At 44.6% G+C, this 24,082-nt stretch carries 24 protein-coding genes; 2 read left to right on the top strand and 22 right to left on the bottom strand.

What is annotated here, in order from left to right; all coding sequences use genetic code 11:
• Positions 1 to 253: 253 nt before the first annotated feature.
• The 13 genes from M3191_RS17605 to rpsF all read right to left on the bottom strand — a co-directional run bounded on the left by M3191_RS17605 (position 254) and on the right by rpsF (position 13,863).
• On the bottom strand, positions 254 to 1,042 hold the full coding sequence (locus tag M3191_RS17605; RefSeq protein WP_251701640.1) for an MBL fold metallo-hydrolase: 789 nt from the start codon (positions 1,040 to 1,042) through the stop codon (positions 254 to 256).
• Between the two features lie 12 nt (positions 1,043 to 1,054).
• The gene (locus M3191_RS17600) at positions 1,055 to 1,894 is read right to left on the bottom strand and encodes a two-component system regulatory protein YycI (protein WP_251701639.1); all 840 of its coding nucleotides are present in this window, start codon (positions 1,892 to 1,894) and stop codon (positions 1,055 to 1,057) included.
• Entirely contained in the window at positions 1,881 to 3,203 is a 1,323-nt protein-coding gene (locus M3191_RS17595) for a YycH family regulatory protein (RefSeq protein WP_251701638.1), read from the bottom strand. The genes M3191_RS17600 and M3191_RS17595 overlap by 14 nt, the downstream gene beginning before the upstream one ends.
• The gene (gene walK / locus M3191_RS17590) at positions 3,194 to 5,020 is read right to left on the bottom strand and encodes a cell wall metabolism sensor histidine kinase WalK (RefSeq protein ID WP_251701637.1); all 1,827 of its coding nucleotides are present in this window, start codon (positions 5,018 to 5,020) and stop codon (positions 3,194 to 3,196) included. Before walK ends, M3191_RS17595 begins: the two co-directional genes overlap by 10 nt.
• 5 nt (positions 5,021 to 5,025) lie before the next feature.
• Complete coding sequence (gene yycF, locus M3191_RS17585; RefSeq protein ID WP_251701642.1) at positions 5,026 to 5,736, bottom strand: response regulator YycF; 711 nt, start codon at positions 5,734 to 5,736, stop codon at positions 5,026 to 5,028.
• A gap of 144 nt (positions 5,737 to 5,880) precedes the next feature.
• A complete protein-coding gene (locus tag M3191_RS17580; protein WP_251701636.1) occupies positions 5,881 to 7,344 on the bottom strand; it encodes a peptidoglycan DD-metalloendopeptidase family protein in 1,464 nt (487 codons plus the stop codon).
• A 269-nt stretch (positions 7,345 to 7,613) separates the two neighbouring features.
• The gene (dnaB, locus tag M3191_RS17575; RefSeq protein WP_251701635.1) at positions 7,614 to 8,969 is read right to left on the bottom strand and encodes a replicative DNA helicase; all 1,356 of its coding nucleotides are present in this window, start codon (positions 8,967 to 8,969) and stop codon (positions 7,614 to 7,616) included.
• Between the two features lie 15 nt (positions 8,970 to 8,984).
• Positions 8,985 to 9,431: a 50S ribosomal protein L9 gene (gene rplI / locus M3191_RS17570; RefSeq protein ID WP_251701634.1), complete on the bottom strand. Its 447-nt coding sequence runs from the start codon at positions 9,429 to 9,431 to the stop codon at positions 8,985 to 8,987.
• A 2-nt stretch (positions 9,432 to 9,433) separates the two neighbouring features.
• A complete protein-coding gene (locus tag M3191_RS17565) occupies positions 9,434 to 11,401 on the bottom strand; it encodes a DHH family phosphoesterase (RefSeq protein WP_251701633.1) in 1,968 nt (655 codons plus the stop codon).
• A gap of 12 nt (positions 11,402 to 11,413) precedes the next feature.
• Entirely contained in the window at positions 11,414 to 12,355 is a 942-nt protein-coding gene (locus M3191_RS17560; RefSeq protein WP_251701632.1) for a YybS family protein, read from the bottom strand.
• A 356-nt stretch (positions 12,356 to 12,711) separates the two neighbouring features.
• Positions 12,712 to 12,948, bottom strand: coding sequence for a 30S ribosomal protein S18 (gene rpsR / locus M3191_RS17555; protein ID WP_251627359.1), 237 nt, complete (start codon positions 12,946 to 12,948; stop codon positions 12,712 to 12,714).
• 44 nt (positions 12,949 to 12,992) lie between these two features.
• Positions 12,993 to 13,505, bottom strand: a complete 513-nt coding sequence (gene ssb, locus M3191_RS17550) for a single-stranded DNA-binding protein (protein WP_251627352.1) — start codon at positions 13,503 to 13,505, stop codon at positions 12,993 to 12,995.
• A 70-nt stretch (positions 13,506 to 13,575) separates the two neighbouring features.
• The gene (gene rpsF, locus M3191_RS17545) at positions 13,576 to 13,863 is read right to left on the bottom strand and encodes a 30S ribosomal protein S6 (protein ID WP_251695840.1); all 288 of its coding nucleotides are present in this window, start codon (positions 13,861 to 13,863) and stop codon (positions 13,576 to 13,578) included.
• Between the two features lie 326 nt (positions 13,864 to 14,189).
• On the opposite strand from rpsF, the gene M3191_RS17540 reads away from it, so the two are divergent.
• Positions 14,190 to 14,750 carry a DUF3267 domain-containing protein gene (locus M3191_RS17540; protein WP_251701631.1) on the top strand — a complete coding sequence of 187 codons (561 nt, stop codon included), beginning with the start codon at positions 14,190 to 14,192 and terminating at the stop codon, positions 14,748 to 14,750.
• 47 nt (positions 14,751 to 14,797) lie between these two features.
• Here M3191_RS17540 and ychF read toward each other — a convergent pair whose 3' ends face one another.
• The 3 genes from ychF to M3191_RS17525 form a co-directional block, all read right to left on the bottom strand.
• Positions 14,798 to 15,898, bottom strand: coding sequence for a redox-regulated ATPase YchF (ychF, locus tag M3191_RS17535; RefSeq protein ID WP_251701630.1), 1,101 nt, complete (start codon positions 15,896 to 15,898; stop codon positions 14,798 to 14,800).
• A gap of 81 nt (positions 15,899 to 15,979) precedes the next feature.
• Positions 15,980 to 16,183, bottom strand: coding sequence for a DUF951 domain-containing protein (locus M3191_RS17530; protein ID WP_262175426.1), 204 nt, complete (start codon positions 16,181 to 16,183; stop codon positions 15,980 to 15,982).
• 26 nt (positions 16,184 to 16,209) lie between these two features.
• Positions 16,210 to 17,103 (bottom strand): mechanosensitive ion channel family protein, encoded by an 894-nt coding sequence (locus M3191_RS17525; RefSeq protein ID WP_251701629.1) that lies wholly within the window; start codon positions 17,101 to 17,103, stop codon positions 16,210 to 16,212.
• Between the two features lie 93 nt (positions 17,104 to 17,196).
• Between M3191_RS17525 and yyaC the strand changes: the two genes are divergently transcribed.
• Entirely contained in the window at positions 17,197 to 17,775 is a 579-nt protein-coding gene (gene yyaC / locus M3191_RS17520) for a spore protease YyaC (protein ID WP_251701628.1), read from the top strand.
• On the opposite strand, the gene M3191_RS17515 is transcribed toward yyaC, so the two are convergent.
• The 6 genes from M3191_RS17515 to mnmG form a co-directional block, all read right to left on the bottom strand.
• Positions 17,744 to 18,451 carry a DUF554 domain-containing protein gene (locus M3191_RS17515; RefSeq protein ID WP_251701627.1) on the bottom strand — a complete coding sequence of 236 codons (708 nt, stop codon included), beginning with the start codon at positions 18,449 to 18,451 and terminating at the stop codon, positions 17,744 to 17,746. The genes yyaC and M3191_RS17515 overlap by 32 nt on opposite strands.
• A gap of 62 nt (positions 18,452 to 18,513) precedes the next feature.
• Positions 18,514 to 19,350, bottom strand: a complete 837-nt coding sequence (locus M3191_RS17510) for a ParB/RepB/Spo0J family partition protein (RefSeq protein WP_251701626.1) — start codon at positions 19,348 to 19,350, stop codon at positions 18,514 to 18,516.
• Positions 19,343 to 20,104 carry a ParA family protein gene (locus M3191_RS17505; protein ID WP_251701625.1) on the bottom strand — a complete coding sequence of 254 codons (762 nt, stop codon included), beginning with the start codon at positions 20,102 to 20,104 and terminating at the stop codon, positions 19,343 to 19,345. The genes M3191_RS17510 and M3191_RS17505 overlap by 8 nt, the downstream gene beginning before the upstream one ends.
• A 190-nt stretch (positions 20,105 to 20,294) precedes the next feature.
• Complete coding sequence (noc, locus tag M3191_RS17500; protein WP_251701624.1) at positions 20,295 to 21,155, bottom strand: nucleoid occlusion protein; 861 nt, start codon at positions 21,153 to 21,155, stop codon at positions 20,295 to 20,297.
• 229 nt (positions 21,156 to 21,384) lie between these two features.
• On the bottom strand, positions 21,385 to 22,101 hold the full coding sequence (gene rsmG / locus M3191_RS17495; protein WP_251701623.1) for a 16S rRNA (guanine(527)-N(7))-methyltransferase RsmG: 717 nt from the start codon (positions 22,099 to 22,101) through the stop codon (positions 21,385 to 21,387).
• A gap of 60 nt (positions 22,102 to 22,161) precedes the next feature.
• Complete coding sequence (mnmG, locus tag M3191_RS17490; RefSeq protein WP_251701622.1) at positions 22,162 to 24,051, bottom strand: tRNA uridine-5-carboxymethylaminomethyl(34) synthesis enzyme MnmG; 1,890 nt, start codon at positions 24,049 to 24,051, stop codon at positions 22,162 to 22,164.
• Positions 24,052 to 24,082: the final 31 nt, after the last annotated feature.

Raw genomic sequence — 24,082 nt, 5'->3', positions numbered from 1 at the left:
GACTAAATGCTTCTTAAGATCATCGTCAATTCTTTTACCCATTTTGGACACTCTCCGTTCGCATATTATTGTTATCCTTATCCAAACATGCTCATTAGATTGTGTCCACTTTTTATACTACTTTCACAAATGCCGTTTCTTTGAGCGCGGAAACCATTTCTTTGAGCGCGGAAGCCGCTATAGGCGGGGCAAGACACATACAGTTCTCGCCAATCAAAAAGCCTCACCCTAAGGCAAGGCTTTTCGTTATTTATTAAACAGGGACGAGCTCTGTCGGTTTGTCCGCGTCGGTGTCATGCAAATGCACGAATTCTCCCGGGCGGATCCCGCATGCTTCCAATGTTTGCGAAACACTCATCCTTGCGAGGTCTTTCATATTATTATCCTTGCTTAGATGCGATAAATAGATTCTCGTCTCTTTTTGAGCGACAACTTCACTCATTGCAACTGCGGCATCTTCATTCGAAACATGCCCGAGGTCGCTCAGAATCCGGCGTTTTACCGACCATGGGTAGCGCCCCATCTGCAGCATGCTAACGTCATGATTGCTTTCGAACACGAACGCATCAGACCCCTGGATATACCCTTTCATCCTATCGCTCACGTACCCCGTATCCGTGATAATTGAAAGCTTGCGGTCATTCTGATGGAATACGTAGAACATCGGATCCGCGGCATCATGGGAAACTGCGAACGACTGGATATCGAGCGAGCCGAATGACATATTCGCCTCCATATTGAAATGGAAACGCTGCTCCGTCGGAATCTCACCGACAAGCCCATTCATCGCAAGCCAAGTCTTCTCATTCGCATAGATTGGCACTTTGTATCTTCGTGCCAGCACGCCGATCCCTTTAATGTGATCGCTATGCTCGTGGGTGACAAAAATGCCGTCTACTTTCGTCATGGAGCGGCCGATGTTCTCGAGCTGCTGCTCCATCCTTTTCGCACTAAGTCCTGCATCGACGAGAAAAGCATGTTCTTCGGTCTCTATATATATGGAATTGCCCGTACTACCACTTGCGAGCACACTGAAACGCATATGAAAAACTCCTTATTCTTCTTCATCCTCAGCCTCACCGAGTTCTTCCTCTTCAACCTTTTCCAATTGAAAGTCTATCACTTTTCCTTCAGCTGCATTGATAAAATGATTCTCGATGGTGCCATCTTTCAATTCTACACGAATATTCCATGTCGGGGCAAATACTTGAGTTTCTCTTGATTGGACGAGAGTAGCCGAGAATCCCGGGGTCACTTTCAACACTTTGGAATCCTGCTTCAAAAACCCTCGCGTAGCGAGCGACCCAACCGCTTCATCTTGTGTCAACAAATCCTTTTTACGGTTAAAGCTTGAGAATTCTTCTAGCATCCGCTGTTCATAATGGGTCACTTCATAGTTCTCATCCCAATGGATGATCAGCATGGCATTCGGGCTATAGAAGATTGGTTCACCATCCACTTTTTGAAAGAAGATCGCTTTCCTCTCTTCCTCATCCACTTCCCAGAATTCATATTCGGATCCATGCCATACATACTTCGTCAAAAATTCCGTAAAATGATATTCCTGTTTTGAGTTCAGTATGGAAACCGCTTTGCTCATTTCGGATTCGATCCGTGTGTTATCGATAATGTCGATGGATTGGTCTTCCAACGACTCCAATTCGTCCTTCAAGAATGACTTCATGTCAGCGGAAATGTAGAAGAATTCATTTTTACCGACTTGAGGTAAATTGTACGTGATATTTTCTTGCTTCATCAAATCCTCGATTGACGCTTTCCCCGCGACCTGCACATTTTGCGCCTCGGTACGCTGATTATAATACAAGGAATAGAGGAAAACATTCAATATTGAAAAGACGACGATGAAAATCGTTTTCGTTTTATTCCAATCCAATCTGCTCACCCCCGCCTTGATCAGGTGTATAGGGGTGCCAATTCCCTTTCATCAAATAAAACCAGGTAGGCTCCATTACAAAAACCCGTTTTTCCAAATCATGTTTCATCATATAGCCCACTGTTATTTCCTCAACTGTGCCAAAATCAAGTTTCTCCATTTCCATCAGCCCGTTTGCTACGTCCACACCCGAAGGAAGCATCGTTTCTTCAGGCAACGAAAAACCGAGTTTATAGTACGGCCGGATATATTTGAATACCCTATTTTCGCCGAAAAACTGCGCGATTTCCGTCACGCCAGACGACTCGCCGAAGACAGGATAACCATGAATGAACAGTTGGAATTTCACATAACGGGATAAAGTGTTTATATACGAAAACCTGAATGAATCGGTCCAACCTCCATGCTCATTGATCGAATCAATGACATCGAGCAACAAGTCTGAAGCAACTGCCGGTTCCCTGCTTACCGCAGCAGGATGGGCAAAATCCAACATTTTCGATTCCGTATTCACGGTCAATCGCGCATGGTCGTCACCAAATTCTTCATGTGTGTCATCTAATTGGCTGCGCCGCACTGCATTCGGGTCGTTGAATAACGCATTACGGAAGCGGGTCGGACTGATTTCCTCCTGGTTATATATTCTTCTGTTCATCTTGATTGGTTCAGTCGGGACCGCCAAATAGACTGGCTCTTGAACATCCACTTCCTGGTAGGAAGACAGTTTTTCCCCTTCCAGGACAATTTGGCGATAGGATTTCGTCGTATCTTCGGATTCTATTTTTCCACGGAAATGGATGCCTGTCGCCCGGTCGATGAAATGCGCTTCAAATGCGATTTCCCTCGGATTCCATTTGACGATGAGCCGGTCAAAGCTGAATTTATGAAGATGGGCATCTTCGATTGGCAAAATCTTGTCATAGACAGCCAACGGCACATCCCCTTGGAAATATAGTGTGAACTGATTCGGCTGTTCAAAGAATGCTTTCATCTGCGTCCTATTCATCTCATTTTGGACAGGGGTCAATTGGTACACTTTCCAAGCTTTCATTTCTTTTAAAACATGATCGATTATCTTCTGATCGGTCGTGCCTTTAAGCGATTCATCATATTTGATATGAAACTTATAGGGCTTGATGATATCATCTACTTGCTTCCGCTCGCCGATGGAAATATCAACGGTCGGCGATTGTTCAATCGTAGCCAACTTGGGGGAGTACGTCCAAATGGAAAAGGTGAATGTGACGCTCAACAAAACGAGCAATAGTAAGATGATTGATTTAATCGGTTCGATATATTTCAATCCCATTCACCTTCCTCTTGTTGTTCAAAAGGCAACGTAAAGAAAATCGTCGTTCCTTGCCCTTCTTCACTTTCCGCCCATATTTCCCCGCCATGCGCAATAATCATTTCCTTCGCGATGGCAAGTCCGAGGCCTGTCCCGCCCATCGCTCTCGATCTGGCGCGGTCCGCCCTATAGAACCTGTCAAAAATACGGTTCACATTCGCTTTCGGGATACCCATGCCGTCATCCGAAATCATCACTTTTATATATGTCCCGGATGTTGTCACACCGAAGCGCACATCTCCGCCATCAGGGGAATATTTAAGCGCATTCGAAATGATGTTATCGATGACCTGTGTCATCTTGTCGGTATCAATCTCAACGAAAAGATCCGCAGAAGGCAATAACCTCTTGAAATGCACATTCTGCGACTTCGAGAACTCGAACCGCTCAATAATAGAGTTGAAGAAATGATTGAATTCCACCCATTCAGTGTTCAGTTCATATTCTTTGCTATCCATCCTCGAGAGCTTCAATAGGTCATTGACAAGCCGGATCATCCGCTCTGTCTCCGTCTGCGTCACGCGGAGGAAGGAAGGCGCAATATCCTCGTTCTTCCAGGCACCTTCCGCCAATGCGTCCAAATAGCTGCGCATCGTCGTCAGCGGAGTGCGGAGTTCATGGGATACGTTGGAAACGAATTCCCGCCGCTCCATGTCGATCTTTTCCTGTTCGGTATTATCATGGAGGACGACGATAAGGCCGTTCACAAAACCCGTCTCCCGCTGCGTCACCGAAAAAGTCGCCCGCAGGATATAGGGCTCTTTCTCCGTACTGAAGTCAAGTGCGATGGAATCCTTCACTTGAATAAGATCCTCGAATGTATACTCCTGTTCCAAGCCCAAGATGCTCGCAATCGGACGGTTCAACACAAGGTCGCGTGTCATCCGCAGCATCATAAGCGCGGAATCGTTGATCAGGCTCACCCTGCCTTTTCGGTCCGTTGAAATGACGCCGTCCGTCATGTTTTCAAGAACTGAAGCAAGCTTCCTTTGTTCGCTTTCCGTCGTTGACTGCGACTCTTGGAGCTGATTCGTCAAATGGTTGAAGGCAATTGCCAGCTGGCCCATTTCATCATTCCCGTATACATGGACCTTCCTTGAGAAGTTTCCTTGCGCCATCTCTTGTGCCTGGCGCCTCATATCGGATATCGGCCGGGTGAATGTCCGGGCGATGAAGATGCCGATGATGATTGTGAATGTGAGGGAGACCGCCACTCCACCCGCCAGTATTTGGTTGATTTCATTGATCTGTGTGAACACTTTTTCAATATTGGCTGTCACATACAAGGCGCCGACGACTTCCGAATTATTGTTCACAATTGGCGTCACAAGCACCATGACACGTTCTCTAGATGCCGGGTCATAGTTGATATTCTCATAGAACGTTTCAGAGGAAATGGATCTTCTCACACTGTCTTCCATCGATCGTTGGCCGACTAATGATTGATTGCCCAATTCGGATGTGGCCAAAATGCGAAACTTTGAATCGATAACTCGTATTTCATTAATATCTTCTGATGTAAAGCCGGAAAGTATGGTCTGCAAGCTTTGTTCAGGCGACGGATCTTCCGGCGACCGATCTTTTATCATTTCTTCACGAACACTGAATTCGACTAGATTCATTCTATCTCTGACCGAATTTGTGAAGTTGGTCTTCAGCGTCTCTTCAAGCTCCCTTGCGAAATAAAGTCCGATAATTTGCATCGCCACAAGGATGAGCATGATATAGATGAGGACGAATTTCACATGGATGGATCGAAAAAATCCGACTTTCTGCATTGTCCTTACTCCTGTTCCGGATCACGCAAATAGTAGCCGACTCCACGTCTCGTTACAATCCACGACGGGTGGCTAGGAGTGTCCTCGATTTTTTCGCGCAGGCGGCGTATCGTTACGTCGACTGTCCGCACATCTCCGAAATAATCATAACCCCAGACCGTCTGCAACAAATGCTCTCTCGTCATCACCTGTCCGATATGCTTCGATAGATAATGCAGCAATTCGAACTCGCGATGGGTCAGCTCAATAGACTCTCCGCGTTTTTGTACCAAATAGGCGTCCGGTTGTATGATGAGACTTCCAACTGTAATTTCATTCGTTGCCTCATCCTGCTCTTCCGACAATGTCTTCGAATGCCTGCGTAAATTCGCCTTCACCCTGGCAATCAATTCGCGTGTACCGAACGGCTTCGTCACATAATCATCCGCGCCTAGCTCCAACCCTAGCACTTTATCGATTTCCGAGTCTTTCGCTGTCAGCATGATGATCGGGAAATCATACTTCTTCCTGACCTCCCTGCATACTTCCATGCCATCGCGCTTCGGAAGCATGATATCGAGCAGCATAATATCCGGCTGCACCTCTTCCACTTTTTCGAGCGCCTCTTCACCGTCGTATGCGCAATAGACAGTAAAGCCCTCCTTCTTTAAATTAAACTCTAATATATCTGCTATCGGTTTTTCATCATCTACAACTAAAATGGTTTTATTTTGCATCATTCATTCCCTTTCTCGCCGTTTTTGGCGACTACTTTAGTATATATTCTATTACTTTCGCAATAAACCTTCCATTCTGCACCTACAACAAATTAGAAAAAGAGACGGCAACAGAATACACTGCAGCGTCTCCATTCCTTCTCTTTATCTTAACACACTCAACGGATTGATATTGGTACCGTTCTTGAATACTTCAAAATGCAAGTGCATGCCAGTCGAACGTCCTGTGGAGCCCATGACACCGATTTTCGAACCTTGTGGCACTGTCTGTCCGACTTTGACCTCGATAGACGATAGATGGGCGTATAACGTCTTGTACCCATTGTTATGAGTGATGATGATACGGTTTCCATAAGTCGCATGACGGCCGACATCCGTCACGACGCCATTGTCGGAAGCAAAAATCGACCGTGACGATGGCCGGGCGATATCAATGCCTTGGTGCAACCTGCCCCAACGTTTCCCCATTTGACTTGAAACGTATCCGCCATCCGCCGGCCACTTGAAGCTTCCAGTCCCGCGCGAAGGGATTACCTTTGTTCCGACGACCGTTACTTCGTGAACCGGCTCTTCCAGTACATGTTCCTCCGCCACGGATTTGCCGATCACTTTTCCGTTCTTCTTCCGGATCAGATGCGTAACCGATTTCTTGCCGTCCGTTCCTTTTTGCTTAACTCTCTCTTCACCTTTGAATGTCGATGCATCTTTTTCAGTCAGTTTCTTGAACTGAATTGGAGCAATTTCCTTTGATTCATAGTGTGCTTCCACTTCTATATAAGGTTCAAGCACTGTCACGTTCAGCTCCTGGCCAATTTGAAGAACCGAATCTTCCGTAATGCCCGGATTGAGTTCCATCAATTTTGCCGTAGACATATTGTGGGCACTGGCGATCTTCCCTAATACGTCCCCCCCTTGAACGGGGTATTTCTTCTCTTCCAATGTGCCTTTGTTCAGCAAGGTCATAGCCTCTTGAACGCTTCGTACCTCTTCGGGTGCCGTTTGGCCTTCCGTTGCATGAATGTCAGCGCTGAATTGTATATTTGCAAGTCTCGTTTCATTTTCTTTTAACGGTGGTATAGGTTCAGTAGATTGTTGGCGGGCTTCGAATTCAGCAAGCTCCTGCTCGGTAACTGTTTGTAATGTCAGTTCCTGGATCACTTCTTCAAAATCGGCCTTGTCTTTGACATAGAATGCTGTCTCTTCGTCAATTTGAACACCGATCGCTTCCGCCTCCACGGTAAGCATGTTCTGAAGTTTTCCAAGGACTTGTTCATCGTCTGTTCCGATCGAAAATACCTTTTCCGGCACGATAGACAATTCAGTTCCGATTGTTAAAGGGAGACCTTCGTATTCGGAGGCCGCTTTCTCCAATTCCTCTTGTTTAAGCTGTTCGATCTTTTTGTCATCGGATAGCATTCCGACATATTCGTTGGCCGAGTAGACATGGTAGACAGTATGGATTGAGGAATCTCCCTCTTTTTCCAGTGCAAAACCGGAGCTTATACTAATTCCTCCAAAGAAGACTGTCATGATACCTATCTTTTGGAACTTCTTATATAGGGCCGTTCTATTCTGTTGATTGTTCAGGTTCTGTTTCTTGAAAAACATCGTTTGTTACTCCTTCCGACTGGCAGCTGCTACTAGACGCCATCATACTGAGTGATTTTCACGCTTCTTCAATTTATCATATCTAGTAAGTCGCTTGTTGCTTTGAGTCTATTTGTAACGAACTTGTAGTATTGCAACCAATTATTCCTTTTTAACTTCCAAATGTTAGTTGTAAATGAGGAGAATTCCAACTGTGAATATAGTCTTATATATGGCAAAAAGCCTTGATAAACCTGTTAGACAGGTGAATCAAGGCTTTTCACTATCCATTATTGATATGACGGGGCTTGGTGTTGGCTCCAGTCGATGTTCAGGAACTTGTTGTATTCCTTGGCGAATGCTAGTGTGACGGTGCCGGTTGGGCCGTTACGCTGCTTCGCTATGATGATTTCAATCATATTCTGATTCTCTGTTTCTTTATCATAGTAATCTTCCCGGTAGAGGAAAGAAACGATATCCGCATCTTGCTCAATACTCCCGGACTCACGCAAGTCGGACATCATCGGCCGCTTGTCTTGACGTTGTTCCACACCACGTGAAAGCTGGGAAAGCGCGATGACCGGGATTTTCAGTTCCCGCGCAAGCGCTTTTAAGGAACGGGAGATTTCGGATACTTCCTGCTGACGGTTCTCGCCTGAACGGCCGCTTCCCATGATGAGCTGCAAATAATCGATCATGATCATGCCTAGGCCGTGTTCTTGCTGAAGTCGTCGGCATTTGGAACGGATTTCGTTAATCCGGATGCCCGGAGAGTCGTCGATGAAGATTCCGGCGTTGGACAAGCTTCCCATCGCCATCGTCAATTTCCGCCAATCCTCCGCTTCCAGATTCCCCGTCCGGAGCACTTGCGCGTCTATATTCCCTTCCGCACAAAGCATACGCATGACGAGTTGTTCCGCGCCCATCTCCAAACTGAAGATCGCAACGTTTTCATCCGTTTTGGTCGCCACGTTTTGTGCCACGTTCAAAGCAAACGCCGTTTTACCTACGGAAGGACGGGCGGCCACGATGATCAAGTCATTCCGCTGGAAGCCGGCAGTAATCTTATCAAGATCACGGAAGCCGGTCGGAATGCCTGTCACTTCGCCTTTTCTCGTGTGAAGAAGCTCGATATTGTCGTAGGTTTCCACAAGGACATCTTTAATATGTTTGAAGTCACCGGCATTTTTCCGGTTGGAAACTTCCATGATCCTTTTTTCCGCCTCGGACAGGACAGCTTCCACTTCATCCTCTTTCGTAAAACCTTCCTCGACGATATTGGTCGCTACCCGGATGAGCCGTCTTAGGATGGATTTCTCTTCAACAATCTTGGCATAATACTCGATATTAGCCGCTGTCGGGACGGCATTTGCAATTTCCGTCAAATACGAAATGCCACCGACATCTTCCAATTCCTTCTTCGCTGAAAGCTCTTCCGTGACCGTGACGACGTCAATCGCTTGTCCTTTATCGCTCAGGATCAGCATCGTATCGAAAATTTTCTCATGCGCCGTCCTGTAGAAGTCATCGGGGCGAAGGACTTCGGAAGCTGTAATTAATGCCTCTGGTTGAAGGAAGATCGCTCCAATGACAGACTGTTCGGCTTCGTTATTATGCGGGGGGACGCGATCATACATCTGATCCATCGTTATCGCTCCCTATCATTCTTCAGTTACATGGACTTTAAGCGTAGCGGTAACTTCTGGGTGCAGTTTAATCGGCACATTCGTATAGCCGAGAGCCCGTATTGCATCAGGCAGTTCCATCTTACGGCGATCCACTTTAATTTTATGGTTTTTTTCAAGAGCTTCTGCGATCTGCTTCGTCGTGATTGAACCGAAGAGACGTCCGCCTTCTCCGGATTTCGCTTTCATCTCCACAGTCTTCTCGTCGATAAGTTCTTTCAGTTTTTGTGCTTCGGCCAATTCTGCAGCCGCATCCTTTTGTGCACGTTTCTTCTGGCCATCGAGCTGGCTCAGGTTTGCAGGCGTCGCTTCAATCGCCAATTTGTTTTTCAATAGGTAGTTTTGTGCATAGCCGACTGATACTTCTTTCACTTCACCTTTTTTACCTTTGCCTTTAACGTCCTTCAAAAAAATTACTTTCATAATCATTTTCCCCTTTCCAATTTATCTTCTATAGCAGATTTCAATAATTGCTCTGCTTCTTCTATAGTCTCCACTTCAAGCTGGCAGGCAGCGTTCGTCAAATGCCCTCCACCGCCTAGCTCTTCCATAACAAGCTGTACGTTCAACTCTCCAAGTGATCTCGCGCTAATCCCAATTTTCCCGTCCGAACGGGAAGCGATGACAAACGAGGCGATGACCCCTTGCATCGTCAGAAGGATATCTGCAGTCTGTGCAATCAGCACCGGACTATAGATAATTCCTTCCTCCCCTTTCGCAATTGCTATGCCGGCAGAAGTGAGCTCGACAGTTTCAATCAATTTAGACCGTTGAATATACGTCGCGATATCTTCCTTCAACAGTCGCTGTACAAGTACTGTGTCAGCTCCGTTTGTCCGCAAATAAGATGCCGCCTCGAATGTTCTTGACCCCGTTCGCAATGTGAAGCTTTTCGTGTCTACAACTATTCCCGCGAGCAACGCAGTCGATTCGAGCATCGTCAATTTTTCATTCTTCGGCTGATATTCCACAAGCTCCGTCACGAGCTCGGCTGTCGAGGAGGCGTACGGTTCCATATAGACAAGCATCGTACTGTTGATGAATTCCTCGCCGCGTCGATGATGGTCGATGACGACGACCTTTTCGGCCTTCTCGATTAACCGTTCATCTATAACCATGCTTGGCTTATGTGTATCCACAATGACTAGAAGAGATTTTTCGGTCAGCATTGATAATGCGGTTTCGGGATCGACAAATTGCGAAAATAACCCTTCGTCCTTTTTAATTTCATCCATCAGCCGGGTCACGCTTCCATCCAACTCGTCAAAATTCAGGACGACATGTCCTTCCACATTGTTCATCCGTGCCATCTTCCGGACTCCGATGGATGCCCCGATCGCGTCCATGTCGGGCATTTTATGGCCCATGATCAACACTTTATCGCTTCCTTGGATCAAATCGCGCAATGCGTGTGATATGACCCTGGCGCGTACACGAGTCCTTTTTTCTACCGGATTCGTCTTGCCCCCGAAAAATTTGAGCTTGCCATCCGTATGCTTAATGGCGACCTGATCGCCTCCACGCCCCAGAACGAGATCCAAACTGGATTGTGCCAGCTCACCAAGCTCTGTCAGCGCGGCGGAGCCGGTTCCGACTCCGATGCTCAGCGTCAAGCCCGCATTCTGAATAGCAGTTTTCTCTCGAATGTCATCTAAGATCGTAAATTTCGCCGTTTCCAGCTTGGAAAGAATCGCTTCATTAAAAACCGCTAAAAAACGATCGGATGCTATTCTTTTCACATAAATGCCATTATCCAACGCCCATTGATTCACGAGTGAAGTGACAAGCGAATTAAGATTGCTTCTCGTCTGGTCGTCCATCGTCTGTGCAAGTTCGTCATAATTATCGATGAGCATGACTCCGAGCACGGTACGATCTTGGTGGTAGAGAGATTCGATCTCCACTTTTTCCGTGATGTCGAATAAATAGAGTAGTTTTTCCTCGGCTCTGTAAATGACTTGATAAGTGGAATCGCCAACATTCAAAGTCGTCTTCTGTCCATCGTTTTTAAGAATGGTTTGGAATGCCTCGGACAGTTGGAACAATTCCTCTCCGATTAACGTCTCTTTATCAAAGATATTGACAGCGTAGGGGTTCGCCCATTCAACAACATGCTTTTCATTAAAGAGGATAATTGCAATCGGCAGCTCAAGCAGCGCCTCTTCTCCGACCTTTTTCATCCGGTAGGAGAGGGATTCAATATGCTTCTCAGTTTCAATATACGTCTGTTCCTCCAGCTTCCAAGCGATGCCTAATGCTATCGTGAACGGGATCGTGAATAAAAGGCCCTCCCAGAAATTCGAAAGGAATAACAGGACGGCCGCTATCAATCCAAGGAGAGATATGACAGTCAATGGATATCGGATAGCTCTTCTTCTAAAAAATGACCTCATCGTCTCATCCCCTTACTTCAAGTTGTCTTTTCCGATCCAAGCACGGATATTCACGCCTATATCAAGTATGCCAAGAAGTGTGGTTATTGGACTGAAAAGCAATGCAAAAATGGTGGAAAGCACTGTGACAAAAGTAGGCAATTTCATTTTGTACATAAAATAGTGAATCAATGCCAACCCTTGCAATAACAAAAGAACCCGTAAAATGATCGTCGCGTTGACATAAAGCAAATAAGCTGAGGAATCCGGTTTTAATTCCATCATCCAAGGAAGTATAATAATAAGCCCGTAAACGAAAATGGTAATGACAGGCAGCCTCATCTCCCGGAATGGCGGAAACACGGGCACTTGATGGCCAAGTCTGCGGAGCATCTCGAAATTGGGAATCACCATGATGAACGTAAATACATACACCGACAGGATAAACATAGCCGGAATGGCTGAACGGTACATAGTGAACGCCTCTTCCACTATCTTTGAATAGTTTTCAGGCAGTGCACCTAAACTTTCGAGCGACGCCTTGAATTGCATCTCCGATTCCTTCAGCATCGCCATCAGGCTGTCGATCGCATTGACTTCGAAAACAACCGCAGCTATGAGATAAACCAATATACCTGTTACGATAAAAAATAGTCCGGATGCCATGAACGTGTAAAGCTTAGATTTACCCAACAGTACCGATTCGGCAACAAGGAAGGCAAGTACCCCGAACATCACAGCGAAAGGCACTAATAAAATGCCCCCAACAATAAGGGACAGGATTGCGCCGGCAATCGCTACGAAAATCGTCGAGCTTCTGTCATACCGCAGCCGATAAAGAATGATCGGCAACGGAATGAATATCATAATGATGCTTCCAAGGAAAGGGATAAAGAAGGCCCCCGCCAGAAGTATCGTGAACAATGCGAGCATCATCGCACCGTATGTTATTTTTTGAGATTGGTCCTGCATCATTCTGTTCCTCCGTCCAGTCAATGGACTTAGTATTTTCTATCTCCTCATTGAAAGTGAGTTCTTATAATTGTATCATGATTACCGCTGATTAACCAAAGGACAGGGTGACTTCCGGTTCAATACACAACTGACAGCCCTCGGCGGTTTCCATCTGGGAAATACGCATAACTTCTTCGAAACGCGCATAAACGCCACCAATCACGCATATTTCCCAGGAAACACTCATAACTGTCCGCAAAGACGCATAATCCTTCCCAAACACGCATAACTGGATTAATTCACGCATAAAATAAGAAATTCAAAAAACCGCCCAGAGACCGGAAATACCGGTATCACAAGGCGGTTTTAAATAGTTCTTATCTTTCTTCCGAAACGAACGGAAGAAGTGCCATAATACGAGCACGTTTAATAGCAGACGTCAATTTACGTTGATATTTAGCGCTTGTACCAGTTACACGGCGAGGCAAGATCTTTCCACGTTCAGAAACGAATTTCTTAAGTAGGTCAGTATCTTTATAATCGATATGTGTAATGTTATTCGATGTAAAATAGCAGACTTTACGACGTCTTTTACCTCCACGGCGTGGTGCCATATCGCTTTCCCTCCTTACTTGACTACGTTACCGACAATTGTCCATTAGAACGGCAGATCGTCATCCGATACTTCTATCGGACCGCTGCCCGTTGAAAATGGATCGTTGTCAGTACGTGTATAGTTTTGTTGTTGAGCTGGTTGTTGATATTGCTGGTTCGGCTGCTGATTCTGATAATAAGGTTGTTCGTTCTGTGGTGCACCACCATAAGCAGCTCCAGATCTCTCAGCATTTGCACTGCGCGGCTCAAGGAACTGCACGCTGTCCGCTACGACTTCTGTCATGAAGACACGTTTGCCGTCTTGTCCATCGAAGCTGCTCGTTTGAATACGGCCTTCGATTCCAGCAAGACTTCCTTTACGTAAGAAGTTTGCAGTGTTTTCCGCCTGTTTCCTCCAAGTGACACAGTTGATGAAATCAGCTTCACGCTCTCCTGATTGGCTGGAGAATGTCCGATTCACCGCTAGCGTAAAACGCGTTACCGCGATTCCGCTCTGCGTGTACTTGAGTTCAGGATCTTTTGTCAATCGGCCGACTAAAACGACACGGTTAATCATCAGAATGCAACCTCCCTCATCATTTTCAAGTTCCACCTTTTAACGGTACTGCATTTCGTTCTTCTATGGATTAGTTGTCTAGACGAACAGCCATATGACGAATGATAGCTTCGTTGATGTTCGCAAGACGTGTAAATTCATCGATTGCTGCAGTGTCTGCATTAGCTGTTACCAATTGGTAGTAGCCTTCACGCAAGTCGTCGATTTCGTATGCAAGACGACGCTTGCCCCACTCTTTCGACTCGATGATTTCCGCTCCGTTTGAAGTTAGGATGTCATCGAAACGAGTGATCAATGCTTTTTTTGCTTCATCTTCTACTGTTGGACGGATGATGTACATGATTTCGTACTTTCTCATCTTTAGTCACCTCCTTATGGACTTTGGCCCACTTGTTACGGCGGGCAAGGAGTAAGTAATGTTTATTACTCACATCATCATATTTTAACATGATGTCTTCGGACAATCAACTATTAAATATAGTTAATCGAATTTACGCTGCAGGCGGTCGCTTTCCGGGGGGCGGGCGGTGAGCCTCCTCGGTCGCTTGCGCTCCACTGCGGGGTCTCACCTGTCCCGCTGATCCCCGAGGAGACGCCGCCTTTCTCTTCAATCCTTGGCAAGTTCTTTTCAAAATAAAAATCAACTTATCCAAGTCGTGTATAATTATAATAAGAGGTGATTTGATGAATAATAATACTGAACCAGACAAAATCATTGAAATCGACTTACCTACGGTTGCTAAGAGTGGCATGCTGCTTACCATTCTGACGCTCATTGGAATGCTGGTTGTAGATGGTCTTATACAGCAGGAACTATCTTTCACTTTTTCCGTTCGGAATGTTCTGTATTTTATCGTCGGTTATGTACTCTTGATAATTCTACATGAGCTTTTTCATCTTCTTGGTTTCAGGATGTTTGGGAAAGTGCCTTGGAAGAGCATGATTATTGGAATGAATCTCAAGTTGGGTATTGCTTATGCTACGACCGATCGGCTGATGACGAACCGGGCTATTCAGAAAGCGTTATTGCTTCCTTTTTGGACGACTGGTTTAGTACCCGCGATGATTGGATTAATTACGAGTAATGGCATCTGGCTTGGTCTAGCCGCTTTTCTCATTGGCGGGGCTGCGGGTGACTTTGCCATGCATAAGGAACTGAAAAAGCTTCCGGATGATTGGCTTGTAAAAGATGATCCCGAGTTGCCAAAGCTCTATCTGTTCAAACCTGATCGAAATATACAGTAAAACAACCGGAAAAGGATATCCCTTCTCCGGTTGTTTTTTTCATTTATTTATACGTTAAATCTAAATAACATGACGTCTCCGTCTTGGACAATATATTCTTTTCCTTCAAGACGGACTTTTCCTGCTTCTTTTGCAGCTGCCATGGAGCCGGCTTCTACGAGCGCATCATATGCCACCGTTTCTGCCCGGATGAAGCCGCGTTCGAAGTCTGTGTGGATGACGCCAGCACATTGTGGCGCTTTCATGCCTTTCCGGAATGTCCATGCACGGACTTCTTGGACGCCTGCTGTGAAATATGTGGCAAGTCCTAGTAGATGATAAGATGCTTTGATGAGTTGATCGAGGCCAGATTCCTTGATGCCTAACTCTTCAAGGAACATCGCCTTCTCTTCGTCATCCAGTTCAGCCATTTCTTCCTCGACTTTTGCACTGACGACAATCACTTCTGCATTGTCCTGCTCGGCAAATTCACGGACCGTTTTGACATACTCGTTTTCTTCCGCATCCGCAATTTCATCTTCCGATACGTTTGCAACGTAGAGCATCGGCTTGATCGTCAACAAGTGCATTCCTTTAATGAGTTGGAATTCTTCCGGCGTCAGTTCAACGGAACGGGCAGGCTTTTCGTTCTCGAAAGCATCCTTCAACTTCAATAGCACCGGTTCTTCAGCCATGGAATCCTTGTCTTTCTGCTTTGCCATTTTGGAGACGCGTGTCAACCGCTTGTCCACGCTTTCCATATCAGCGAGGATCAATTCCAAGTTGATGACTTCAATATCATCAATCGGATTCACTTTTCCAGACACATGTGTAATGTTTTCATCGTCAAAACAACGGACGACTTGGCAGATTGCATCGACTTCGCGGATATGAGAAAGGAATTTATTCCCTAACCCTTCCCCTTTGCTAGCCCCTTCTACAATCCCTGCAATATCTGTGAATTCAAAAGCTGTCGGTACTGTCTTTTTCGGTACGACGAGCTCTGTTAACTTTTGAAGCCGCTCGTCCGGCACTTCTACAATTCCAACGTTCGGATCGATTGTACAGAACGGATAGTTGGCAGCCTCCGCTCCCGCCTTCGTTATTGCGTTGAATAGTGTCGACTTTCCTACGTTCGGCAATCCGACTATACCAGCTGTTAACGCCATTTATTTCCCAACCTTTCATATAGGTCAATTTCATAATCATCTTTACAACTCTTCTATTATAAGAATAGTTGGCGGTCCTGTCTAATTTTGTTCTGCTTCCGCTTTAACAAGCACCTTTTTCATCTTCTTTGCAAATTCATTTCGTGGAATCATTACACTATGGCCACAGCCTTCACATTTGATTCGGATGTCAGCGCCCATACGGATGATTTTCCATGCATTCGTTCCGCATGGATGCGGTTTTTTCATTTCCACCACGTCTTTCAACTGAAACTCTTTCTCCACCGTCCATCTCACTCCTTCCTTGCCCCTTACTGATTATCGAATGATTTTGACACGAGCATAGGATATGGAATCTCGATTCCTTCCCGCTCTAAATGTTTTTTTACACCTATGCTAATGTTCCGTGCAGTATCGAAATGACGCATCGGTCTCGTTTCTACAATAATCCGCTCAACGACTGAGTCCTCTGTGAAATCATACGCGCCGATCAATTTCGGTTTTCCTAAAATATCGGGGTTGTCCTGGATCATCGACTTAAGATAAGCTTCGATCGACTTTTCCACATTCTCTACGCCCAGTTCAAATGGAATAGTTACATCGACAATGGCCAATGAGTTTTTCAATGAATAATTAACGACTTGTGCAATCGTTCCATTCGGCAATATGAAGATTTCGCCTGTGAAATTTTTAATCTTCGTTGTCCGCAAACCGATTTCCTCCACCCTTCCTTCAGCCGTACCGATTTTAACGTAGTCCCCCACGGAAAATTGGTCTTCGAAAAGGATGAAGAATCCTGAAATGACGTCCTTTACGAGGCTTTGTGCTCCGAACCCGACAGCGAGGCCCAAAACCCCTGCTCCTGCCAGAAGCCCTTTCACATCGATATTGAATTCCTGCAGGATGGCCAATATAGCGGAGAAATAGACGACGTAGGAGAGCGTGTTCTCTAGCAGCTTGAGCAAAGTCTGTTCTCGCCGCTCCTCTTTCCGCATCGGACCTTTTAATTTGATTTTGAAGATCTTTCGAATAATATATTTGCCGACTTGCACGACAATAATAGAGATTGTGATGATAAAGGCAATCTTTATGGCAACAACTCCGAAATGGACCCATGTTTCTTCGGAGAAGATGAACTTGCCTATTTTCTCCGTATCTTCATTGATGAATACTTCTTTAATACTTTCAGTTTGCTTGTTTGTCATCCGCATCAAACCTTTCCGTATAAATCCCCCTGAAGCCGCGTATACTGCTACACAATCAATTATTGAACTATTATATGAGAACGGAGTTTTGTCATGCATACAACACTATCCACTGAATATGATTATCGTCTTCATTATAATGATACCGGTGCAGTTTGGAAGCTTAGCACTTATTTCCTTGAACAAATCCCTTTTCATGAAGATTCGTTGACCTTCTTCTGTATTGGAACGGATCGATCCACTGGGGATGCACTAGGTCCGTTGACAGGATCCCATTTGGCCGAATCATTATTATTTCCATTCAACGTCGTCGGGACATTGGAAAAGCCTTTACATGCTCTTAATTTACAACAACAATTGGATGAACTGCAATCGAGGGAGCCTTCCTCTTTCATCGTTGCAATCGATGCGTGCTTAGGCAGAAGCGACTCAATCGGCCACTTGCTGTTTCATCAAGGCCCTCTCTATCCCGGCAAGGCGGTCGGAAAAGAATTGCCGCCCGTCGGTAATTTATCCATCAAAGGAGTCGTTAACATTTCAGGTTTCATGGAACAGGCTGTTCTTCAAAGCACACGACTGCATCTTCCTTTTGAAATGAGCAGAATCATCTCCCGTTCCCTTCAACTTGCCTATGGAAGATTCAAAACAGGTAATGAACGATTGTCACAATAACACCGACGACGGCGATGCCTGGAATGAGGTTCGCCACCCGGATTTTCGTTATGCCGATAAGATTCAATCCTATACCTACAATCATTAAACCGCCTGTCGCTGTCATTTCTGAAATGAAGAATTGTAATAGATCATCAGGTACAAAGCGGCTTATTTGCGTTGAAAATATGGTGATAAGGCCTTGGTAGAGGAAAACCGGAACTGCGGAAACCATGACACCAATGCCAAGCGTGGAACTAAGGATGACAGAGGTGAATCCATCTATGATTCCCTTCATGATCAACACATCATGGTCATTCCGCAATCCGCTGTCAATCGCTCCGATAATGGCCATTGAGCCGACAACGAAGATGAGTGTTGCAGTGACAAACCCTTGCGCAATGCCAGGTCCTTCTTTTTTCGAAGGAAGCTTCCGCTCAATCCATTTGCCCAATTCGTTTATTTTCTCATCAAGGTTCATCCATTCCCCAATGAGTGCTCCAATAACGATGCTAATGATGACAATCAAAATTTGAGTGCTTTCAAAGGTCATTTGAATGCCAATCGCCGTGACCGCCAATCCGATTCCATACATGACGGTCTCTTTCATCCGTTCGGGAATATTATATAAAAAACGGCCAAGCAATGCGCCGACTACGATAAGAAAGGCATTTACAATCGAACCGAATAAAATCATCGTTTTTCACTTCCATCTGTAAAAATAATACCTATTTTGCAACTAGCAAAATAGGTATTGGCTTATTCATTCAATAATTCCAGGATTCTTTCAAGATCCTCTTCTGTGAAAAACTCGATCTCGATTTTACCTTTGTTCTTTGACTTTTTTATGGTCACATTCGTTCCGAAATATTCCCTCAAATGCGACTCTTGTTCTTCCAGGAATATGTTTTTCTTTTCTGGTTTTGTTTCACGTGGAACATTCTCATTTAATTTATGGACTAGCTTCTCCAGTTGACGGACATTCAATCCTTCGTTGATTGTTTTTTCTGCAATCAACATGATTTGCTCCTTCTTTCGGAGTCCGAGCAATGTACGCCCATGCCCCATTGAAAGTTTGCCTTCCGTAATCAAGTTGCGCACCTTTTCAGGCAAGCTGAGCAATCGGATATGGTTTGCTATATGCGGCCGGCTTTTACCTAGTCTGAATGCAAGTTGCTCCTGTGTTAGTGAAAGGTTATCCATTAATTTCTGATAAGCTTCCGCTTCTTCGATAGGCGTTAAGTCTTCACGCTGCAAGTTTTCAAGAATCGCTAATTCCATCGACTCTTCATCTGTCAATTGACGGACGACTGCTGGAATCTCCGCCAACCCCGCAATCTTAGCAGCTCTGAACCGTCTTTCACCTACTACAATTTCATACATTGTCCCTACTTTGCGGACAATGATAGGCTGTAAAATTCCGTGTTCCTTGATTGATTCACTTAACTCATGAATTGCATTCTCATCGAATATCTTTCTAGGCTGGTACGGATTTACTGTAATACTTTTCAAACGAATATTCTCGATGGACTCTGCCTTCGTTAAAGACTCACCCGGAAATAAAGCGTTTAAACCTTTTCCAAGACCTTTAGCCATTGTGCACCACTTCCTTTGCCAGCTCTAAATATACTTCCGCGCCTCTCGATCTTGAATCATAAATGATGATCGGCTCCCCATGGCTTGGCGCCTCACTTAATCGTACATTTCTTGGAATGATTGTTCCGTACACTTTATCTTGAAAATATTTTTTGACTTCATCAATGACTTGAATTCCTAAGTTTGTCCTCGCATCGAACATTGTTAATAACACGCCATCAATCGTGAGGCCTTCATTCAAGTGCTTTTGGACGAGCCGGATGGTACTCAGTAATTGGCTCAATCCTTCCAATGCATAATACTCACATTGGACCGGGATAATGACTGAGTCTGCAGCGGTCAGAGAGTTAATAGTCAATAATCCTAAAGAAGGCGGGCAGTCAATGATAATATAATCATATAATTCCTTCGCTTCTTGGATTGCATGCTTCATTCTCACTTCCCGTGAAATGGTTGAAACGAGTTCGATTTCTGCCCCGGCCAATGAAATGGTTGCCGGAACGATATCCAAGTTTTCCATCTTCGTTTGGTGAATAACTTCCTTTATATTGACATCATCGATTAACATATCATAAATACATTGATGTACATCCCCTTTATTGACCCCTACCCCGCTCGTCGCATTCCCTTGTGGATCGGCATCTATCAATAATATTTTTTTGCCGATATGAGCAAGGCAAGCACTAAGATTTACCGAAGTGGTTGTCTTACCAACTCCTCCTTTTTGATTGGCAATGGCTATAATTTTACCCACACTTGCACCTGCTTTCTCACTCATCTATCAAACAGTTATCTTCAATAATGAATAGATTTATTCTATTTTCATACTCTTTACTAGTTTATCAAAAAAACGTTGGTCGTGGTAATGTATAGTACAAAAAAACTCCTGCTTCATTCAAGCAAGAGTGCGTCTCGCACATTTTACGAGAATATTATGTTGTTTCCTACTTTTTTTTCGGTATCTTAACAGTGATTGTATAGAAATCCTCTGCATCCTCTTCTTCTGTCACTACATCGATTCCGCTTTTCGTTACAAGCGCCAATGATTGCCGAATTGTATTTAATGCAATTCTGACATCCTTGCTTACCGATTTTCGTTTAACTGCTTTCTTTTTACCCTTTTCTTCTTCAACAGGGTTCAAAGCTTGCTGAATCCGTTCTTCCAATTGCTTTACATTGAGATGTTCGTCAATTGCTTCTTGGAACAACTTATGTTGAAGCTCCGCATCCTTGACGGAAATCAATGCCCTCGCATGTCTCTCGGAAATATCCTTCGTCAGGATCTTATGTTTGATGTCATCCGGAAGCTTTAATAAACGCAGCTTATTCGCAACTGTGGATTGTCCTTTTCCAAGTCGTTGCGCTAACGCTTCTTGGGTTAATCCATGTAACTCCAGCAATTTTTCATAAGCATACGCTTCTTCGATTGCGGTCAATTCCTCACGCTGCAAGTTTTCAATTAAAGCAATGGACGCTGTTTCTTTATCGTCGAGATTGCGAATAATGGCCGGTACTTCTTCCCAACCCAATTTCTTCATTGCGCGGAATCGTCGTTCACCTGCAATTATTTCATACCCTTCGTCGCTTTTTCGAATGACGATGGGTTGGATTACACCATGTGTATGGATTGTTCGCGCAAGCTCTTCGATTTTCTCTTCGGAAAAAATGGTTCGAGGTTGATATTTATTCGGTTTAATCAAATCTATTTTTACTTGTTCGACTTTCTCTTGTGGAGTGTTATTATTGTTCTGTAAATCAGGATCTTTTTCTCCACTACCAAAAAACCGTGAAAACGTGTTTTTCATCGCCGGCACCCACCTTTACAAAACTGCTCATCGTTACTAGCTATTTCGTCATATCTATTATATATCCTCTTAACTACATATTAAAGAGTAGAATTCTATGAGATTACAAGTTGCTACTCTTAGTAATGAATAGATAGTATAAAGACAGGCGCTTTTTTTCAAGCGCCTGTGAATTGTTTTCATTTGAATCAGAATTCGTAATAAGTAGATATTGTTTCACGTGAAACAATTATTTGATTGGCGTTTTATTTGGGATGCCGGGCTTTCGAGGGTATTTCTTAGGTGTTTTCTTCACTTTTTTCAAGATGAATATATTTCTTTCGCTTTCCTCCAAAGGTAAATTGAAAGAAAATTTCTCGACGAGTTCCGCTCCCAACACATTGATTGCTTTTTTTGCATCCATTAATTCTTCTTCTGCAGCAGCGCCCTTCATGGAAACAAAAATTCCACCCTCTTTTACAAGCGGTAGGCATAACTCTGAGAGTACAGATAAACGAGCAACGGCACGTGCAGTGACAATATCAAATTTCTCTCTGTATTTCGGGTTTTGTCCGAAGTCCTCGGCTCTAGAATGAATGAACCTTACGGTATCAAGTTCAAGTTCATTAGCGAGTTCCGTCAAGAATGTAATTCGTTTATTTAAAGAATCAACAATCGTTACGGATAAATTCGGAAAACAGATTTTTAATGGAATGCTCGGAAATCCAGCGCCTGCGCCTACATCACAAATGGACTTGTTTCCGGTCAAATCCGTGTAAAATGCAGCGGTAATGGAATCATAAAAATGTTTCAGATAAACAGATGGCGAATCTGTAATCGCTGTTAAATTCATCTTTTCATTCCATTCGACCAATGTGTGGAAATATTTGTTGAATTGTTGAAGCTGATGTTCGGTAAGGGGTATCCCCTGCTCTTTCAACGCCTCTATGAATTGTTCTTCGTTCACTCGAATCCTCCTTCTGTAAAAAAAGACTGATGCGGACTATCCCACATCAGTCACATGATGTTAACCAGTAATTTTCGCGATTTTCCCTTGTTCGATGTAAACGAGCAAAATAGATATGTCGGCTGGATTCACTCCAGAAATCCTTGATGCTTGTGCAATGGATAACGGTCTGACAGCAGACAGATTCGCTTTCGCTTCCTTCGCAATACCTGAAATTGCATTGTAATCAATGTTCTCAGGTATTCTTTTGTTCTCCATCTTCTTCATACGTTCCACTTGCTGCATGGATTTTTCAATATAGCCTTCGTACTTGATGAAGATTTCGACTTGCTCCGCCACTTCATCTGATTTTTCTTCTTCGGGCGGTACAACAGTAATAATTTGTTCGTATTTCATTTCCGGACGTTTTAACAGATCTGCCGCTTTCATCGGTTCGCGGAGCTCTGTACCGCCTGAATCGCGTATGATTTCTTGAACTGCTTCACCCGGTTTGATCGTCACTTTACGGAGTCTTTCTATTTCCTCTTCAATTTGCTGTTTCTTGAGAAGGAATTTCTCGTGCCGCTCTTCACTGATCATCCCAAGTTTGTAACCGATCTCTGTGAGACGCATATCAGCATTGTCATGGCGCAGCAAAAGACGGTATTCCGCTCTCGACGTGAGAAGGCGATATGGCTCGCTCGTTCCTTTTGTTACGAGGTCGTCGATCAGAACGCCGATATAAGCATCCGATCTTCCAAGAATGACTTCTTCCTTACCGAGCACTTTACTTGCCGCATTAATGCCTGCCATAATTCCTTGGGCAGCAGCTTCTTCATAACCGGACGTTCCATTAATTTGCCCAGCCGTATAGAGATTTTTAATTTTTTTCGTTTCGAGTGTCGGCCAGAGCTGCGTCGGAATGATTGAATCATATTCAATCGCATATCCTGCACGCATCATTTCCGCTTTTTCCAGACCTGGGACACTTTCAATCAATCTGCGTTGAACATGTTCAGGCAAGCTCGTTGAAAGTCCTTGAACATAATATTCTTTCGTATTTCGGCCTTCCGGCTCCAAGAAAATCTGATGGCGCGATTTATCCGCGAAACGGACGATTTTGTCTTCAATTGAAGGACAATAGCTTGGCCCCTTCCCTTTGATCATTCCTGAATACATCGGGGAAAGATGAAGATTTTCATTGATGATTTCATGTGTTCTCGGTGTTGTATATGTCAACCAACAAGGAAGTTGGTCCATGATGAATTGCGTCGTTTCATAACTGAATGCACGGGGAACGTCATCGCCTGGTTGTATTTCCGTTTTACTGTAATCAATTGTATTGCCGTTGATTCGCGGCGGAGTACCTGTCTTGAAGCGGATTGTTTCCAATCCAAGTTCATGGAGATTTTCAGCAAGCTTGATTGCCGGCATTTGATTGTTCGGACCACTTGAGTATTTCAAGTCACCGATAATCACTTCCCCGCGAAGGAACGTCCCCGTCGTAATGATGATCGTTTTCGCTCGGTAGATTGCGCCGATTTGCGTGACGAGCCCTTTCACTTCATTGTCCTCGACGATCAATTCTTCAACGACCCCTTGATGGAGCGTCAAGTTTTCTTGTTCTTCAAGGACGCGTTTCATTTCTTGTTGGTAGAGGACTTTATCTGCTTGCGCACGAAGTGCACGGACAGCTGGTCCTTTCCCTGTATTCAACATCCGCATTTGGATATGTGTTTTATCGATCACTTTCCCCATCGCGCCGCCAAGGGCGTCAATTTCACGTACGACGATCCCTTTCGCAGGACCTCCGAGTGAAGGATTGCATGGCATGAAAGCGATCATGTCAAGATTCATTGTCAGCACCAATGTCGATGCACCCATCTTCGCAGAAGCCAATGCCGCCTCGACGCCGGCATGCCCTGCTCCGATTACTATACAATCGAACGTGCCTGCTTCAAATTGTGGCATGTTCGTTCATCCTTCCTATTTTATGAATTAT

This window comes from Sporosarcina luteola, assembly GCF_023715535.1.
GTDB lineage: Bacteria > Bacillota > Bacilli > Bacillales_A > Planococcaceae > Sporosarcina > Sporosarcina luteola_B.
This window is presented reverse-complemented; position numbering and strand designations above follow the sequence as displayed.